General features: G+C 64.2%; 18 protein-coding genes and 1 pseudogene. All 19 read left to right on the top strand.

What is annotated here, in order from left to right; genetic code table 11:
* Positions 1–10: 10 nt before the first annotated feature.
* The 19 genes and pseudogenes from BKK79_RS16100 to BKK79_RS16010 all read left to right on the top strand — a co-directional run bounded on the left by BKK79_RS16100 (position 11) and on the right by BKK79_RS16010 (position 15,676).
* Positions 11–571, top strand: a complete 561-nt coding sequence (locus BKK79_RS16100) for a DUF2857 domain-containing protein (RefSeq protein ID WP_023112335.1) — start codon at positions 11–13, stop codon at positions 569–571.
* A gap of 3 nt (positions 572–574) precedes the next feature.
* On the top strand, positions 575–1,837 hold the full coding sequence (locus tag BKK79_RS16095) for an STY4528 family pathogenicity island replication protein (protein ID WP_023112336.1): 1,263 nt from the start codon (positions 575–577) through the stop codon (positions 1,835–1,837).
* Between the two features lie 316 nt (positions 1,838–2,153).
* The gene (locus tag BKK79_RS16090; protein ID WP_023112337.1) at positions 2,154–2,936 is read left to right on the top strand and encodes a PFL_4669 family integrating conjugative element protein; all 783 of its coding nucleotides are present in this window, start codon (positions 2,154–2,156) and stop codon (positions 2,934–2,936) included.
* Positions 2,933–3,460 carry a DUF3158 family protein gene (locus BKK79_RS16085; RefSeq protein WP_023112338.1) on the top strand — a complete coding sequence of 176 codons (528 nt, stop codon included), beginning with the start codon at positions 2,933–2,935 and terminating at the stop codon, positions 3,458–3,460. The genes BKK79_RS16090 and BKK79_RS16085 overlap by 4 nt, the downstream gene beginning before the upstream one ends.
* A gap of 73 nt (positions 3,461–3,533) precedes the next feature.
* A complete protein-coding gene (locus BKK79_RS16080; protein WP_023112339.1) occupies positions 3,534–3,986 on the top strand; it encodes a single-stranded DNA-binding protein in 453 nt (150 codons plus the stop codon).
* 272 nt (positions 3,987–4,258) lie between these two features.
* The gene (locus BKK79_RS16075) at positions 4,259–6,271 is read left to right on the top strand and encodes a DNA topoisomerase III (protein WP_023112340.1); all 2,013 of its coding nucleotides are present in this window, start codon (positions 4,259–4,261) and stop codon (positions 6,269–6,271) included.
* A gap of 547 nt (positions 6,272–6,818) precedes the next feature.
* Positions 6,819–7,049, top strand: a pseudogene (locus tag BKK79_RS16070) (hypothetical protein); the annotation flags it as partial.
* Positions 7,050–7,379: 330 nt separating this feature from the next.
* The gene (locus BKK79_RS16065) at positions 7,380–7,592 is read left to right on the top strand and encodes a hypothetical protein (RefSeq protein WP_003158617.1); all 213 of its coding nucleotides are present in this window, start codon (positions 7,380–7,382) and stop codon (positions 7,590–7,592) included.
* A 21-nt stretch (positions 7,593–7,613) separates the two neighbouring features.
* The gene (locus BKK79_RS16060; RefSeq protein ID WP_008267955.1) at positions 7,614–8,006 is read left to right on the top strand and encodes a hypothetical protein; all 393 of its coding nucleotides are present in this window, start codon (positions 7,614–7,616) and stop codon (positions 8,004–8,006) included.
* 212 nt (positions 8,007–8,218) lie between these two features.
* Positions 8,219–8,956, top strand: a complete 738-nt coding sequence (locus BKK79_RS16055; protein WP_044314044.1) for a DUF5983 family protein — start codon at positions 8,219–8,221, stop codon at positions 8,954–8,956.
* Between the two features lie 94 nt (positions 8,957–9,050).
* On the top strand, positions 9,051–9,329 hold the full coding sequence (locus BKK79_RS16050) for a hypothetical protein (RefSeq protein WP_008267470.1): 279 nt from the start codon (positions 9,051–9,053) through the stop codon (positions 9,327–9,329).
* 280 nt (positions 9,330–9,609) lie between these two features.
* Positions 9,610–10,422: a GTPase gene (locus tag BKK79_RS16045; protein WP_043942133.1), complete on the top strand. Its 813-nt coding sequence runs from the start codon at positions 9,610–9,612 to the stop codon at positions 10,420–10,422.
* Between the two features lie 379 nt (positions 10,423–10,801).
* On the top strand, positions 10,802–11,716 hold the full coding sequence (locus tag BKK79_RS16040) for a DUF3577 domain-containing protein (protein WP_008268542.1): 915 nt from the start codon (positions 10,802–10,804) through the stop codon (positions 11,714–11,716).
* Positions 11,717–11,770: 54 nt separating this feature from the next.
* The gene (locus BKK79_RS16035) at positions 11,771–12,469 is read left to right on the top strand and encodes a DUF3275 family protein (protein ID WP_014603607.1); all 699 of its coding nucleotides are present in this window, start codon (positions 11,771–11,773) and stop codon (positions 12,467–12,469) included.
* A 91-nt stretch (positions 12,470–12,560) separates the two neighbouring features.
* Positions 12,561–12,968: a hypothetical protein gene (locus tag BKK79_RS16030; RefSeq protein WP_071038063.1), complete on the top strand. Its 408-nt coding sequence runs from the start codon at positions 12,561–12,563 to the stop codon at positions 12,966–12,968.
* An 83-nt stretch (positions 12,969–13,051) separates the two neighbouring features.
* Positions 13,052–13,702, top strand: a complete 651-nt coding sequence (locus BKK79_RS16025) for a hypothetical protein (RefSeq protein WP_008268678.1) — start codon at positions 13,052–13,054, stop codon at positions 13,700–13,702.
* Between the two features lie 36 nt (positions 13,703–13,738).
* Positions 13,739–14,887, top strand: a complete 1,149-nt coding sequence (locus tag BKK79_RS16020) for a DUF6094 domain-containing protein (RefSeq protein ID WP_442873255.1) — start codon at positions 13,739–13,741, stop codon at positions 14,885–14,887.
* A gap of 102 nt (positions 14,888–14,989) precedes the next feature.
* A complete protein-coding gene (locus BKK79_RS16015) occupies positions 14,990–15,301 on the top strand; it encodes a hypothetical protein (protein ID WP_012251142.1) in 312 nt (103 codons plus the stop codon).
* Between the two features lie 69 nt (positions 15,302–15,370).
* Positions 15,371–15,676, top strand: coding sequence for a hypothetical protein (locus BKK79_RS16010; protein WP_071038061.1), 306 nt, complete (start codon positions 15,371–15,373; stop codon positions 15,674–15,676).
* The last annotated feature ends 84 nt before the right edge of the window (positions 15,677–15,760 follow it).

Here is a 15,760-nt window from a genome sequence, read left to right as displayed (position 1 = left end):
GGAGACCAGCATGTCCGCCCCGCACCCGCTCAATCAGGCCGTCATCGCCCAGGCGCTCTACGACCTGCGCAACGGCCAACTGCGCCGCTGCAAGGCGATGGGCTTCAGCGAGGCCGAGCTGGATGCGCTCAAGCATCCCGCCATGGTGAGCGTACTGGCCAACGCCAATGTCTCGTGGTGTTCCGTGTCCGTGAACCGCGAGGTGCTCCGGCGTCTGCTCTCGCAGGCGCAGGACGTGGAGAAGGAAATCGCGACCGTCGATCGCATGTTGCGACTGGGGGCCAGCACGGAGATGGTCAGCCGCTTTTATGGCCTGACCCATCAGGAAATCGCCCTGCGCCGTGAGGTGCTGGGCCTGCCCAAGCGCAAGGGGCGTCACCCTGTCCTGGACGAGAAGCAGGACGTCGAACTGTGGCGGCGCTGGAAAGCCATCACCAGCAGCAGGAATGTGGACTTGGAGGACGAGACCTCGATTCTCGACGCGGCCATGGACCTCGCCGAAGGCATGGATTTGCCGCTGTCGGTGGTCTGGGCCGCGATCAAGTCGTGGGTCGATCAAGGATTGGGTTGAGCCATGGCCGTGGACGACACCGCACCACGCCATGGCCCCGTCGCACTCGCTGATCTGTTCGACGCGGCGCTGAAAGACCTTGCGCCCAGGCCCGGCCCACCCACGCCCACGCGCATGCCTATACCTGCGCCGTCACCTGCGACACCGGCCGCGTCCGGCGATGCGTTCCTCTTCAGCGGCAACCGACATGAGACCGTACCGCGACGACTGTTCCTCGACCGCCGCCTGACGCCGCTGGAGCGCAACGCCTGGCAGGTGTTCCGGCTGATGCTCAACGACGATGGCGTGACGGCATTCCCGACGTATGAGCAGCTTCGGCCCTGGCTGGCCTCGATGCCCTGCGCCGGGCAGGCCTCGCATGAAACCGTGGCCCGAGCACTGACGCTGTTGCGCCTCACCCGATGGTTGAGCCTGGTGCGGCGACGGCGCGACCCCAAGACCGGACGCATCCTAGGCAACCTCTACGTTCTGCACGATGAACCCCTGACGCCCTTCGAGGCCATGCAGCTCGACGCCGACTACCTGGCGCTGGTCAGCCAGTCCCTCGGCCATTCGGCCAAGGCCATCCAGATGGTGGGGCTGAACACTCTCCGGGAGATCGCGGAAGACCCGCTGTTGTCCGGCCGCACGCTGCCGTCGCGGCTGCAGGTCCTGGCCGAACGTCTCGCCAGCCAAGGCATCACGGCCACCGAAAGTTATCCACAGGAGGCCGCGACTCACGAATCCGAAGAAGGGGCATCAAGCCTTCTTCGGAATGCCGATGGCCCGTCTTCGGAATCCGAAGCAGGGCCGAAACCCGCGCCAGACGCCTCTCTTCGGAATCCGAAGCAGGCCCGTACAGTACGTAGTAGTTGTATTAATGAAGTACGTACTACCGCGCAGGTACAAGCGCAGGCGCGTGCGCTAGGCGACCTGCAATGGCCCAAACGCTTCGCGGAACTGAAGGCGGAACAACAGGCAGGCGTCAAGGTGGCATTGCAGCAGGTCGATGCAGCGCTGAGGCAGGCCGTGCTGGACGAATGGGCCACTCGATGCAGCAGCCATGGCATCCGCAATCCTGCGGGGTATCTGTTCGGCATCATCCAGCGGGCCATCCATGGCGAGTTCAACGCCTGGGCCAAGAAAGACGCGCCATCGGCACCCGTGCTGCCGAATGAGCGGCCACCACCGGCACCACCGCCATCTCAGCCACAGGGCAAGCCTGTGCCGCCGGAAGTCGCCAAGCAGCACATCGAACGGCTGCGCAACCTGCTTGCCAGCAAGTGAGCGGGCCTGCATGGCGGTGTAGTGGATGCCGGTGGCTTCCAGTAGAGCTATCCCCTGGGGATAGTTCCACTAACGGCTACGACATCGAACCGCTGCACGCCAGGCCTCGATCGCCTGCCGCGGGATCGGCCTTGTCCGCGCTGATCCGGGCGTGCAGCGTTCCTTGGCGCTCCATGGAGCTATCCCCTGGGGATAGCTCACGCCGCATGCACCCGCCGCGCCTTGAACCGGGGACTGGCGGGTTTCGGTTTGTTGACTGACTGCCTTCCGCTTCCTGCCGAAGCTGGCCGCTCTTTTCCAACAACGAGCGGACACCATGGCAACCACCAACGAACCCCTGCAACTGAATCTCGGCTCCTTGCGCAGCGCGATGTCGCTGACGCTGCACACGCACCACGCCTCGCGCATCTGGCACGGCCGCGCCGCCGCCGAGGGGCGACCGGGCATCGTCGGCCTGAACGGCTACATCGCCCAGATGAACAAGATGCGGCGCGGCTCGGAGCAGGACGATCCGTACAGCGATTTCTGGATGCTGCGCATCGAGGACAAGCTCGACCAAACGAAGGCCACGCTGCAATCGCTGCGCGAACAGGTGGACCAGGCGCTGGCGAGCGTGCCGCCGGCACTCACCTTGGGCGAAAACCTCAATGTTCAGCCCGTCAAACTGCCGCTGTTCGTCAATGCGCAGCTCGGCTTTGCCGCCGTGTATCTGCTGGCCGACTACGACGACGTCGCCCGCAAGCTGATCCTCGCGCACCACACCGCGCTCATCGACCGCAGCACCTTGGAGCGCTGGCTCAACGAAGGCGCCCATGCACTGCGCAGCTTGTTCTCGCTGGCACAGCAATACCGCTACTCGGGCTGCACCCGCGACGACTTCGCCGCGAAGAATGCCGCAGCACGGGCAGCGCTGGAGAAGTTCGGCGAGCTGCCGCAGGACGTGCTGGAAGGCACGCGCCGCTCGAAGTTCGCGCCGCCCATCGTGCGCCGTAGCCTGCAGCAGCCCGGTGATGGTCCCGCCCCAGCACCTTCCCCCAGCGACGAGGCCGCAGCCACCGCGGCGCACGAAGCGACGGCCGGCGAGGACGCGCGGGCATGATCGACCCGAACCGCGACACCCGCTACTTCCGTCCCCTGCAACAGACAGCCTTCATGAAGCTGGAACACGCAGGCTCTCAAAAAGGCCTTTTAAAGCCCTTTAAAGGTAAAGGGGACTTGGAGGCCTGGGCCAGCCAGTGCTTCGCCATGCGCGACGAATTGATGGACTTGGCGCAGCGACAGGTGCTGCAACAGGCAGTCGGGCATCCCTTCCATCTGCTACCCATCGAACTGGCCCAGCAGACCACTGGCGCAGGCACAGCGTTTCTTCGCTGGCGCAAGCACGACAGGTCAGCCATGGGCGTGGCCCTGTGGCAGGAGCTGATGGCGAGTACCAGCACGCCGGTCAACCTCCTGGCCGACCTGCACGCCATCGAGCTTCAGCGCATCACGCTGAACATGCAGATCAGCCTGTTGCACACCTTGGGCAGGCAGGCCCAGGAGTGCGCCAGCAAGGCCGCCGAGGCGGAAGACGCCTACCTGCGCCGGCTCAAGTCCACGCCACCCGCCATGCGTGATCGGTGATCGCGCCAGGCACCCCAGCACGCGCCCGCCGCCGACCAGGTGCGGGTATTTCAACCACCACGGAGATTGCAACATGAGCACGCATTTTTCTGGCGAGGGCAACATCGGTTCGCCCCCCGAGTACCGGGAGTTCCCCAACGGCAACGACGAGCCCAGCCGCCTTCTGCGCCTGAACGTCTATTTCGACAACCCCATTCCCAAGAAGGATGGCACCTTCGAGGACCGCGGCGGCTTCTGGGCGCCGGTGGAAATCTGGCACCGCGACGCCGCGCACTGGAAGGAGCTGTACCAGAAAGGCATGCGCGTGCTGGTCGTCGGCCGCATGGAGCGCGAACCCTGGACGGACAACGAGGATCAGCCGCGCGAGACCTGGCAGATCAACGCACGCAGCGTCGGCATCCTGCCCTTCCGCATCGAGTCCGTGACCCTCAGCCCCAGGCAGCAGGAGACCGCGCAGGACGCGCAGCCGAAATCCCAAGCCGCCCAGGAACCGACCGCGCCGAAGGAGCCGAAGCGCAGGAAGTGATGCGGCATGGGGCGGCGGCAGTCGTTCGTCGCCCCATGCCCTTGTGAGCTATCCCCGGGGATAGCTCCATCAACGTCCACCGGCTGCCACGCGCTCCCGAAAATCGCGGCTCCCGGCCCGCACATCCCCGGCCGCACGCCACTCCCGTCCCCGCCATTCCATCCCGTGAAAGTGGTCGCCACCGCATGCGGCTTGTTTGCTGCTGCCCCTGGTGGTGCTCGGCATCCTCGATTCCAGCAACTCGATGAACCACGGGAATCGGATGGACGGACATGCGGCTGTTTTTGTGCGAGAAGCCCTCCCAGGGCAAGGATATTGGCCGGATTCTCGGCGCGACGCAGCGCGGTGAAGGCTGTCTCAGCGGCTCCGGCGTCACCGTCACCTGGTGCATCGGCCATCTTGTAGAAGCGGCAGCTCCCGAGGTCTATGACGCAGCGCTCAAGCGCTGGTCGCTGGAGCAGTTGCCCATCATTCCCCAGCAGTGGCAGGTCGAGGTCAAGCCCAAGACCGCCCCGCAATTCAAGGTCGTCAAGGCGCTTCTGGCGAAGGCGACCCACCTCGTTATCGCCACCGATGCCGACCGCGAGGGCGAGCTGATCGCCCGCGAGATCATCGACCTGTGCGGCTACCGCGGCTCCATCGAGCGGCTATGGCTGTCGGCGCTCAACGATGCGTCGATCCGCACCGCGCTCGGCAAGCTGCGACCTTCATCCGACACGCTGCCGATGTACTACTCGGCGCTGGCGCGCTCGCGCGCCGACTGGCTCGTGGGCATGAACCTAAGCCGGTTGTTCACCATGCTGGGTCGGCAGGCCGGCTACGACGGCGTGTTGTCGGTCGGGCGCGTACAGACGCCGACTCTCAAACTGGTCGTGGACCGCGACCGCGAAATCGCGGCCTTCAAGTCGGTGCCGTTCTGGACCATCGACGTGTCCCTTTCCGCAGGTGGACAGGCTTTCAGCGCGCAGTGGGTTGCGCCCAATGGCTGCACTGACGACGCTGGCCGCTGCCTGCAGCAGCCGGTCGCCCAGCAGGCCGAGCAGCAGATCCGCGCTGCAGGCAGTGCCCAGGTGGTATCAGTCGAGACCGAGCGCGTGCGCGAAGGTCCGCCGCTGCTGTTCGACCTGGGCACGCTTCAGGAGGTTTGTTCCAAGCAGCTTGGGCTGGACGTGCAGGAGACTCTGGAGATCGCTCAGGCCCTGTACGAAACGCACAAAGCCACCACGTACCCGCGTTCGGATTCCGGCTATCTGCCTGAAAGCATGTTTGCCGAGGTGCCCACGGTTCTGGACAGCCTGCTCAAGACCGACCCGTCGCTGCATCCCATCATGGGCCAGCTCGACCGCTCCCAGCGCTCACGCGCATGGAACGACGGCAAAGTGACCGCCCACCACGGCATCATCCCGACGCTCGAACCCGCGAACCTCTCTGCCATGAGCGAGAAGGAACTGGCGGTGTACCGGCTGATCCGCGCGCACTACCTCGCGCAGTTCCTCCCTCACCACGAGTTCGACCGCACCGTGGCTCAGCTTTCCAGCGGCCAGCAGAAGCTGGTGGCCACCGGAAAGCAGGTGATCGCCCAGGATTGGCGTCTGGTGCTGGCCGAGCCGCAAGCGGACGAGGACGGCGACGCCGCCGTGCGCAGCCAGGTGCTGCCCGCGCTGCGCGAAGGCATGGCGTGCCAGGTGGCCGAGGCCGAGATCAAGGCGCTGAAGACGACGCCGCCCAAGCCCTACACGCAGGGCGAACTGGTCAAGTCGATGAAAGGCGTGGCGCGCTTCGTAACCGACCCGCGCTTAAAACAGAAGTTGAAGGACACGACGGGCATCGGCACCGAAGCCACGCGCGCCAACATCATCACCGGCCTGCTGACGCGGGGCTATCTCGTGAAGAAAGGACGCTCCATTCGCGCATCGGATGCGGCGTTCACGCTGATCGACGCCGTGCCCGCGGCGATTGCAGACCCCGGAACCACCGCTGTGTGGGAGCAGGCACTCGACATGATCGAGGCCGGACAGCTCACCCTGAACGTGTTCATCGGCAAGCAGGCTGCATGGATTTCGCAACTGATCGCGCAGTACGGCAGCACCTCGCTGTCCATCAAGGTTCCCCAGGGACCCGCTTGCCCGCAGTGCGGCGCACCGACGCGCCAGCGCACTGGCAAGACCGGCCCCTTCTGGTCATGCAGTCGCTACCCCGACTGCAAAGGCACGCTGCCGGTCGAAACCGGCGCGTCCAAGCGCGGTGCCTCGCGCCCACGCAGTAGCGGCCGCAAGGGCTTCTGACCGACCCCACTCCCCGAGAGCCGTGCCCGCCATCGGCGGTACGGCCTGTGTCCCGCACGCCCTGCGGGACGCCCAGCGCGCAACGCCTTCTCTTGTCCGTGTGCGCGTCCCGCCCAGCCGTCCCCGGCTGCGGGGCCTGAAGGTAGCTTCTCCGCGAACCATGTCCGGGGTTTCCCGGCGCGTTCTGCTGATCTGCATTTTTCCGCCTCTGCGAAGGGTCCCCCGATGGCTTGCCAGGCTGCGCGAGCCACCCGGAGACCCTTCGTGGTCAGCGGTATTCAATGCCGTGCCCAACGGCGAAAAACTGGGCTCCTTTTGTGCGCGGATGTGCGCCAGAAGATGCCGGCGCCAACCACGACATGCGCCGGGTGCGATTGCTGACAGCAGACGGTTCTAGCGACGACCGGGCCTGCCAATCAGCCCACGGGTGGTTCCGTCCTCCCGAGCCGAAGGCCGCAGGGCCTTCGGCGCCTTTCTCCCGCCGATCAACATTCTGGCCCGATAGCGGGCCACACCAACAGGAAACCGACGCATGCAACAACCGGAGAAAGTACGAGCCGCATTCGAGCGCGACCTTGGCAACAAGGTGCTGTTCATCAAGGGCGGCAAGCTGCTGTTTATCGATGGCATCAACCTCAAGGCCATCGCCGACCGTAAGGCGTATTTCGCTTCGCTGCGTGCGCGGCAGGAGCAGCCCATTGTGGTCCTGGCCGAACTGGGACAGGACGAGGCATTCGCCCTGTGGAAGCAGCATGTCCTGGGCGACGCGCCCGAGTGAGCCAACGCACCCGCACACCACCCTGACAACCCGCACTCGATGCGGGTTTTCTGTCTCTGCGCCGATCAATCCGGGCTGGGCCGAATGCCGTTTTGCAACTGACGCAGCGCGGCCCCCGCATGAAGCTGCCCGCATGTTCGCTGATTCGTCAGCACATGCCAGCAGCCATGGGTTCCAGGCTGCCGCGGGTTCTTCCCGCGTAACCCGCCAGTCCGTATCGCATCAAGTCTGCGGACGCGCGTCCCCGTGACGCCGATGCTTTTTATCCACCGCGTGCGGGAGCTGCCATCCCGTGAGGGACAAGGCCTCGCTTTTCCAAGGAACCTACCCATGTCCCACAAAGCCTCTTTCGGCCAGTTGGCCTTGACCTATTGCGGCAAGTTCCTGCCGCTCGAAGTCCTGCAAAGCGCCGCCGGCCACTACATCGGCACGCGCGATACCGAAGGTCCCGTTTCGCGGGAATCGCACGAGTACTTCCGCAGCCATGCGGCGGCTCAACGTGCCCTCGAAAGAGGCGGCTGGTCCCAGCTCGCCATTCCCTGATCCAACTGGAGGAATCACGCCATGAATCAACTGCTGCCGCAGGAAGTCGTCGATCAGATCATGCGGGAAGAGCAGCATTTCGCTGCCGCGCCCCAAGCCTTCTTCGAGGCCTGGAAGCGTGGTGCCGAGATCGCTGGCCCCGAATGGTTCGGCGACGGCACCCGTGACGGCCTGAACCAGGCCAAAAGCAAGTGGGATCTGCGTCCCAACATGCTGCGGCTCAACGATGCCCTCGGTGTCCTGAGCAGCGGGCAACGCATGTTTCTGTCCGCCATGGTCAGCTTCTACAACGCGCACGAGGGCGGTGCCATGCTCAAACGCTGCCATTTCCACGGGCTGTCGGATTTCGACGGTCTCGACCTGGAACGCCGCCAGGTCATTGCCGACTTGATGCTGAACTACAGCGGCTGGTGAGCCCGTTTCTGGCACACCCCCGTCTTTTCGTTCCCCACGAGGGACATGCACCTACACGGTCATGTCCCTCGATTTCCTTTCCGTTGCCCAGCGTAAGGCGGCTGAATCAAAGCCAAAGATCACCTCTGCCTGACGCATTTTCCCCTTTCAACCCACCGGGTCCAATTCCCGGTGGCGGGAATTGGCTCCATTATTCAATCTGGAGCGTCCCCATGTCTCAGAATCCCAATCCCTTTGTTCGCGGCTACTGGAATTTGAAAATCGTCCGCACGCTGTCCATCAGCTACGAGGACGGAAGCCCGCCTGTCTGGCGAAATATCCACCCGAGCCAGCAACACCTGTCCGACCAGGAACTGATTTCATCGTCCTGCATCGTCATCAGCGATTTCGCGGTGGTCACGAACGGCTCTGAACCTGTGAGTGCCGAGGTACTGGCCGAATGCGATGCCGATGAAGGTGTTAACGGCGAAGGCGTGATCGGTGCCGTGGTCTATGCCATTCATGGCGAGGACTTCGACGGTCGCCTGATCCACGTTGGTGACAGCTATTCGGTCGAGGCCGCGCGGGAAGTTGTGCGGCGCCTGAGTTTCGAGACCGGCTACTACAGCCGATGCTGGGAGATCAGCAGCGCACACATCAGCCCGGAAACCGGCCAGTACCTCGCCAATCTGGCGGACCTTGCCACGCCGGAGGCCTTTTTGTTCATCGCCTTTCGGGTTCCGTACAGCCCGGCGATCGGCGTCAAGCTGATCTCCACGCCCTGGACGGACAAGAACCTGGAGTACGCCGATGGCATCACCGCCGAGCAGCTTCGGCAGGAGCACCGCAGCAAGGGCATGCCCGACGACCTGGCGAACATCCTGGAACTGGCTGGCCAGGCCGATGTGCGCATCCTCATCCTCGACGCTGACGCGCCCGTGTTGCTGGGCCTGCCGCTGGCCGAGTCCTAGCAAACACACCACGCGCCCACCTTCCTCTTTGCCCTCCATGCCAGCCTGTCTCCTTTCTGGGAGCCAGGCTGGTCCTATTTCATAGGAGCACTTTATGTTCCCCGACCTCATCTCGCCCGCACGCGACTTCGAGCATCAGCTTGGAGCCTGCGTCAACGCCATGAGCCAGGACGACGCCATCGGCCAGATCCTGGTATTCGAGCGCTTGAGCGGCATGCTGCACATGCGCCATCTCGCCAGCGCCGATCTGGCAGACACCGACATTGATGCCTACGAAATGGTTGTCTTCGACGGTGGTAACACCGGCGGTGACACGTGGAAGCACGTGTTCTTTCCACGCCAGCGCGAACACTACTTCGTGTACCAAGCCTGACCACTCAGCCCCTTTCGAGGGGCCTTTTCTTGTCGCGACGCAGGAAAGCGGGTGCGGCGCGGTGCGGTTTCCTGAGCGCAGGCGGCTCACTCAAGGGCCATCCTTGCCCCATGTTCGTCGGCGTTGCCGACACATGCCCAGGCAGTCAAGACCTTCAAGGCTGCAAGCGCGGGAAACCGTGCTGGTTGTTTCTTCCTACGGACGCATCGCGCCCATTCACCCACAAGGGACCTCTCCCTTGCGGGCGGGGAATCCCTTGTTCTTCCTCAAGGAGATTCACATGGATCGCTCTCTTATCAAGACCCTGATGCCTTCGCTGGTCGCAGGCCATGTGCCCCGCAACGTGCGGTCGTTCAAGTACCGCGTGTTCGATGATCAGCCACAGTCCTCGACACTGGGCTTTGTCATCGATCCCCAGCCCTTCGACGGCAAGGTGGTCGCAGCCAGCGAGGACGCCATCGTCGTCAAGCTCAAGCCCAGCGAGTTCGCGGTACTCGATCCCAACCTGGTGACCAGCATTCCCAGCGAGGGCACCAAGGTGCATGTCCAACCCTATGCCCGTCGTCGTTTCGACGGTCTGCGTGCGGACACGCCAGAAGAGCGCACCGAGATGATGTCCGACGGCACTCCCTACACCGTCAAGACACACATCCTCGGCTCCGCGCCGGCCAAGCTGCCCATTCCCGAGCCGCAGTGTATGGAACTGGGTCAGCTCATCGAGCAGTTGGAGGAAATGTCGGCGCCCGACGGGTTCCGGCGCATCACCCACATGCTGGTCGATGCGGGCGCCCACGACTTCACCTGGGTCGATCCGAAGCCGGCCAAGATCATCGAAACGCCTCCGGCGATCAGTTTCACGGTTTCGACCGCGAAGTTCGACGGTCGGGTGACGATCCTCTACCAGCGCGGCAGCGATACCTATGCGGTGGAGCTGTGCCGCGACGGCGAGTTGGTCGATCGGCACGACGAGGTGTATTTCGACATGCTCGGCGAAGTGCTGGAGCGGCTCATCGACGACGGGCGCTGGCGTCTGATCGATGTGAGCGTGATCGGCGCGGAGACGTCCCGACGGCGCCGCGCTGTACCGGCGTAACACCACGAAAAGAACCAGGCGACATGCCCCCCACAGGCTCTCCCTCCATTCGGAAGGAGGGCCTTTTTTCTGCCGTGTGAGATTTCATCAAAGGGAATCGCCCGAATGCCGATTGATGGCTGTCTCGCGCGCGAGGCCCGGCCATGCTGAGCCCATGCCTGCTGACGTTGTCAGCGACATGCCAGGCAACCATCGGTCTTCGAGGTTGCGGCGCAGTTCCCACTGCGTGACCGAGCCAGCTCGCACCGCATCCATCCGCGAGCGGCCACCAGTCTCTGGTGGTGGATGCTTTCGCCTTATCAACCCATCGCGGGGTTACGCACCTTTCCCCGCAGCGTGGGGCCGGTGTGTCTCCGCTTCATCCCTATGGAGATTCACCATGAGCACCACGTCCAACGAGAAATCGTATTTCGACCTCCACACCTCGGGCATCGGTTACATCCAGCGTGTCCGTGAAGTGCCTGTTCGAGGCGGCCGCCGTGCGCAGCCTTTCCTGGCATGCACCATCGCCGCGTTGGTCGGTTCCGCAAAGGACCCCAGCTATCGCTATTTCGACGTCAAGGTCTCGGGTGCCGAGGCCAAGAAGCTGGTCGAGCGCTACATCGGCGTTGACGATCCCAAGCAGCGCCCACTGGTGCGCTTTCGCCTCGGCGACCTGTGGGGCGATGCGTACATCCGCGACAAGGGTGAGCAGAAAGGCCAAGCCGCCGCGTCCCTCAAGGCGCGACTGCTCAAGGCCGAGCCGCTTGACCGGGCCGAACTGGCTTCGATCAGGCAGCACGAGCTGGTCACCCGCGGCATCGGCTACCTCAGCCGTCCGAAGGACGTCACGCCCAAAGATGGCGACCCGTTCCTCTCTTGCACCGTCGCCGCTCTGGCCGGGCCTGTCGATGAACCGGAGTATCGGTACTTCGACACCATCGTCACCACCCCTGAAGCCGAGCATCTGGTTCGCCGGTGCGTGCAGGCCATCGAAGGGGACTGCAAGGTGCTGATCGCCTTCCGTCTCAACGACATGAAGATCGATCCGTACATCCGCACCAAGGGTGAGCGTGCCGGAGAACCGGCCGCAAGCCTGGAATCGACACTGATCCACATTGGCCTGATCAAGATCGACGGCACCAAGGTCTATCCGACGAGCCCCGCGCAAGCCGATACGCCGCCGGCCCAGGACGCTCCCGCGCCCGAAGCCGAGGACGCCGACACCGCTGCCGATCAGCCTGCCGAGCCCGCCGAGCGCGAGCCCGAAGGTGAAGTCGAGGAGCAGGAGCCGGCATTGGCTGCTTCGTTCTGATCGGCAAGGCCCTCGCGGGCCTTGTCGTTTTCCCAATCGCTAAGGAGAACCATCATGGCAGCCACATCGGCATCCGAGAGATCGGTTTCGCCCATCGTCGTCCCCGGCCAGCTCACGCTGCGTACCATCCGCGGCAAGAACGGCCCCTTCACGGTCGGACGCCTCGCCACGCACCTCGGTACGTTCGAGGTCAAGGATCCGGAGCTGGAGCAATACCCCGAAGGCAAGTACGACGGGGAGTTCATCATCAGGTACATCTTCCCGAAGTCCTACCCGGTCGGTGGCGGCATGCGCTTCGAGATCCGTGCCAGCCTGGACGGAATGACGCTCTACGACATCGACAAACTGAGCCGTGACGAGGCACGCAGCTTCGCCACCCAGGACCTCGATCCACTTGATGAAGAGTTGGGCGCACAGCCTGCAGTAACGCCGGCAACACCGGCCAAGCCCACCAAAACCTCCAAGCCCGCCAAGCCCGCACCCGTGCAGGCATCCACGGACCCGCTGGTCGATACCACGCCCTTCGGCGTGGATGCGCCGACGCCCGCTGCGGCAACTGCTCCCGGCAGTACCGAAGATGGCGACGTCGCGCTGTTCAGCTTGCTTTGGCCGCTGGGCGAGTCCGTGAAACTGGATTCGACCATCGACCGCCGCACCCTGCGCACGCAGATCGCCCGCCTGGGCGAACTGGGCTACGCGCTGGACTTCAAGACGCAGGAGTGGAGCCGCCAGGCCGAACTGCAACCTGCGTAGTACTGGGCACCGCATCTGCCGTGTTCATCCACCCGCCGGGGGTCTTCCCCACCGGGGAGGCTTCTGGCTCAATTTTTCCAGGAGGCCTCTCATGGGCTGGTATTTCTCACCCCAATCGCGGTCTGAACTGATCGCGGAGCTGATCGCACCGCAAGAGACCGAGCGCGCCAGCGTCAAGGTCATCGCCCACGCGCTGCGTGGCAACGTCCTCTGGTCCGTTGCGCAAGTCACAGCCAAGGCCGAAGGCGTACACCGTGATCTCACACCGGGCCAATCCCTGTGCACCATCCGCTGCGATCTTCTGGAACGCAGCGGCGGCCAGTGGGGCTACAAGCCGCTGGACGAATCCATGCACCCGTACTACTACTCGTGCCCGCTGTCCTATCTGGACCTCGCACCGGAGCAGTCCGCCGAATGGCGTGCAGGCGTTCGCGCCTACCACGCACGGCGGCGCACATCCAAGGCGACCACCGCTCCAGATGCGACGCTGACGGTCTGAACCAGGGCGTTTTTCCTTCCACCCCAAGGGCAGCACTTGCCCCCTGCGGGCGGTGCTGTTCCCGTTCATCCGAGGACACCACCATGCCCGCAAACACTTCTTCCACCACGCTGTACCGCATCGACGAATGCCCGGACGTGATGGCCGACGCTTGCGTCGGCGATGACCAGGGCAACCTGATCTTTCTGTCGATCTGGGCGCGAGACACCGCCGCCCAGCAGTTCCTGGCTCGCCTGACCCTCGGGCGCGACGAACAGGGGCTGGAGCAGTTCCACGTCATCACCGACCAGGGCGGCAGCGTCCCGGTGTTCGTCGGCAACGTCGATCGCCTGGAAAAGCGCATGACCCGCGCCTACCGGCGAACGCTGTTCGGTTCGCTGTCCAACGTGTGGCTGTTCGATCGGCGCTGCGTCAAGCCCGACAAAGCCAACGCCAGCGCACTGGCATTGCTGCCCCGCGATAGCGACCACCGGCTTGACCGCCTGTGGACATTGGTGCAGGACACCTGCCCACTGCCATTGCTCGACCACTGGCGCGAAACCGTGCTGGAACTGCTGCAAAGCCACGAGATGCTGACCCGCCTGCCATTCGCCCTCGGGCCTTTGGTGGGCCATCAGCTCGCCATCGACGTGCCGGCGCTGACCCAGGCGCTCGGCTCGCTGATCCGCAGTGACGTGCTCACCGCCTACCCATACCCGGCCAAGATTTGGACGCCGGAAACGGCAGCGGCTTGAAGCACCTGCGCAGGCACGCCAAGGCCCGCCTGCGCCATTCATCCCGCCAACCAGGAGACTTCCATGGCGCTCATGTTCCCGCGGCTCGCCCGCAACTTTGTGAAGAACGGGTACTTCCCGACCGACGAACCGACGCTCGAAAGAGCCCTCAATGCACTGATGCCCAGTGCGCCTGAATCCAATGGGCCGATGTGCATCCTCGACCCCTGTGCCGGCGAAGGCGTGGCAATCGCCGAAGCGGCTCATGCCCTCGGGCGCGAGCAGGCCAGGGCGTTCGCCGTCGAGTTCGACGCAGAGCGGGCGCGCCATGCCCGCAGCCTGGTCGATCACTGCCTGCACGCGGACCTGATGGATACGATGATCTCCAAACAGTCCTTTGGGCTGCTCTGGCTCAATCCGCCGTATGGCGACCTGTCCAAGGACGTCAACGGCAACATTGGCTATCAGGGTCAGGGCCGTGCCCGCCTCGAAAAGCTGTTCTACCAGCGCACGCTGCCCCTGCTGCAGTACGGCGGCGTGCTGGTCTTCATTGTCCCCGGCTACGTGCTCGACGCGGAGCTGGTCGGCTGGCTGACGCGCCACTACACAGACCTGCGGATCTACCGAGCGGTGGAAACGCAGTTCAAGCAGGTGGTGATCTTCGGACGCCGGGTGCGCCAGCGCGAGCAGACGCCCGATGGCATCAAGGCCGTGCGCAATCTGCTGCTGCAGGTTGGGCTTGGCGAAGTCGAAGCCGAGGAGCTGCCGAGCGAATGGCCGTTCCTGCCGTACATCGTCCCCGCCAGCCCGGCGGAGCCGGGGCATTTCTTCCGCGTGACGATGGAGCCGGAGCAGTTCGCCGATGAGGTTGGCAGGCTGCAAGGCCTCTGGCCGTCGCGGGATACGCAGTTGGGGTCTGCGCAGCAGACGCTGCGTCCACCGGCGCGGGCCTTGTCCCACTGGCATCTCGCCCTGGCTCTGGCCGCAGGCGCGATCTCGGGAGTCGTGCAATCCAAGACGGGGCGCGTGCTCGTCGTTAAAGGTGACACCCACAAGGACAAGACGCTCCAGCGGGAATTCACCGAACGCGAAGACGGCTCGATTGCCGAGACGCGCATCCTCACCGACAAGTTCGTTCCCGTCATCCGTGCATGGGACATGACGCCTGGCTCCGCCACGCGGGGCGAGGTGTTGACCATTCGCTGATCGTTTCTCCACCGCCGGCGGTTCGCCGTCGATTTTTTCCACCCACCGGGGTCCAGTCGCCCCGATGGGGTGCCGTGGCCCCTCCATCTCCAGGAGCCTTCCATGGCAGCCCAAGCACTTTCCATCAGCCAGACCCCGAGCCTGCGCTTCTCGCCCGGCCAGGTGGTCATGACCTGCGGCGTCGATGACCTGATCCAACAGGGCCAATTCAACCCGATTCCGTATCTGCGCCGCCACCTCGGTGGCGACTGGGGCGACCTCGACGACAGCGACAGGCGGCAGAACGATGCCGCGCTGAAGTCCGGTGAGGATCGCCTGTTCTCTTCCTACCAGGTCACACCCGGCCTGAAGCTCTGGATCATCACCGAATGGGATCGCAGCGTCACCACGCTGCTGTTGCCCAGCGAGTACTGATCTTCTCCAACGCGGGGCCACCGACACCCCTCAAGGGTGCTGTAGCCCCTCTACTCAGAAGAAAGCCACATGACATCCAACCAACATGACAAGCATCGCCGCAAACGGCTGTTCGAGATCGGTGCACTGGAGTTCAGCGAAGGCGTCGAACGCCTGATGAACGAAGGCCGGCTCGATCCCATGCCGTTTTTCGAACGCCACATGCGTGGCGACTGGGGCGACGTCGCGGACTACCAATGGCAGCAGAACAACGCTGCGTTGGAGTCTGGCGAACGCCTCGATTCGTTTTACGTCGTCACCCGTGACCTGAGCATCCATATCTTCACCGAAGCAGATCGCAGAGCGACCCGCATCGTGCTGCCGTCCGAGTACTGACCGCGAGTTGTCACCGCAGGCCACGAGTGCCTGCACTGTCCAAGCACCGACGGTTCGCCGTCTCTCTTCCCACCACGGGGCATG

The sequence above is a fragment of the Cupriavidus sp. USMAA2-4 genome (assembly GCF_001854305.1).
GTDB lineage: Bacteria > Pseudomonadota > Gammaproteobacteria > Burkholderiales > Burkholderiaceae > Cupriavidus > Cupriavidus malaysiensis.
This window is presented reverse-complemented; position numbering and strand designations above follow the sequence as displayed.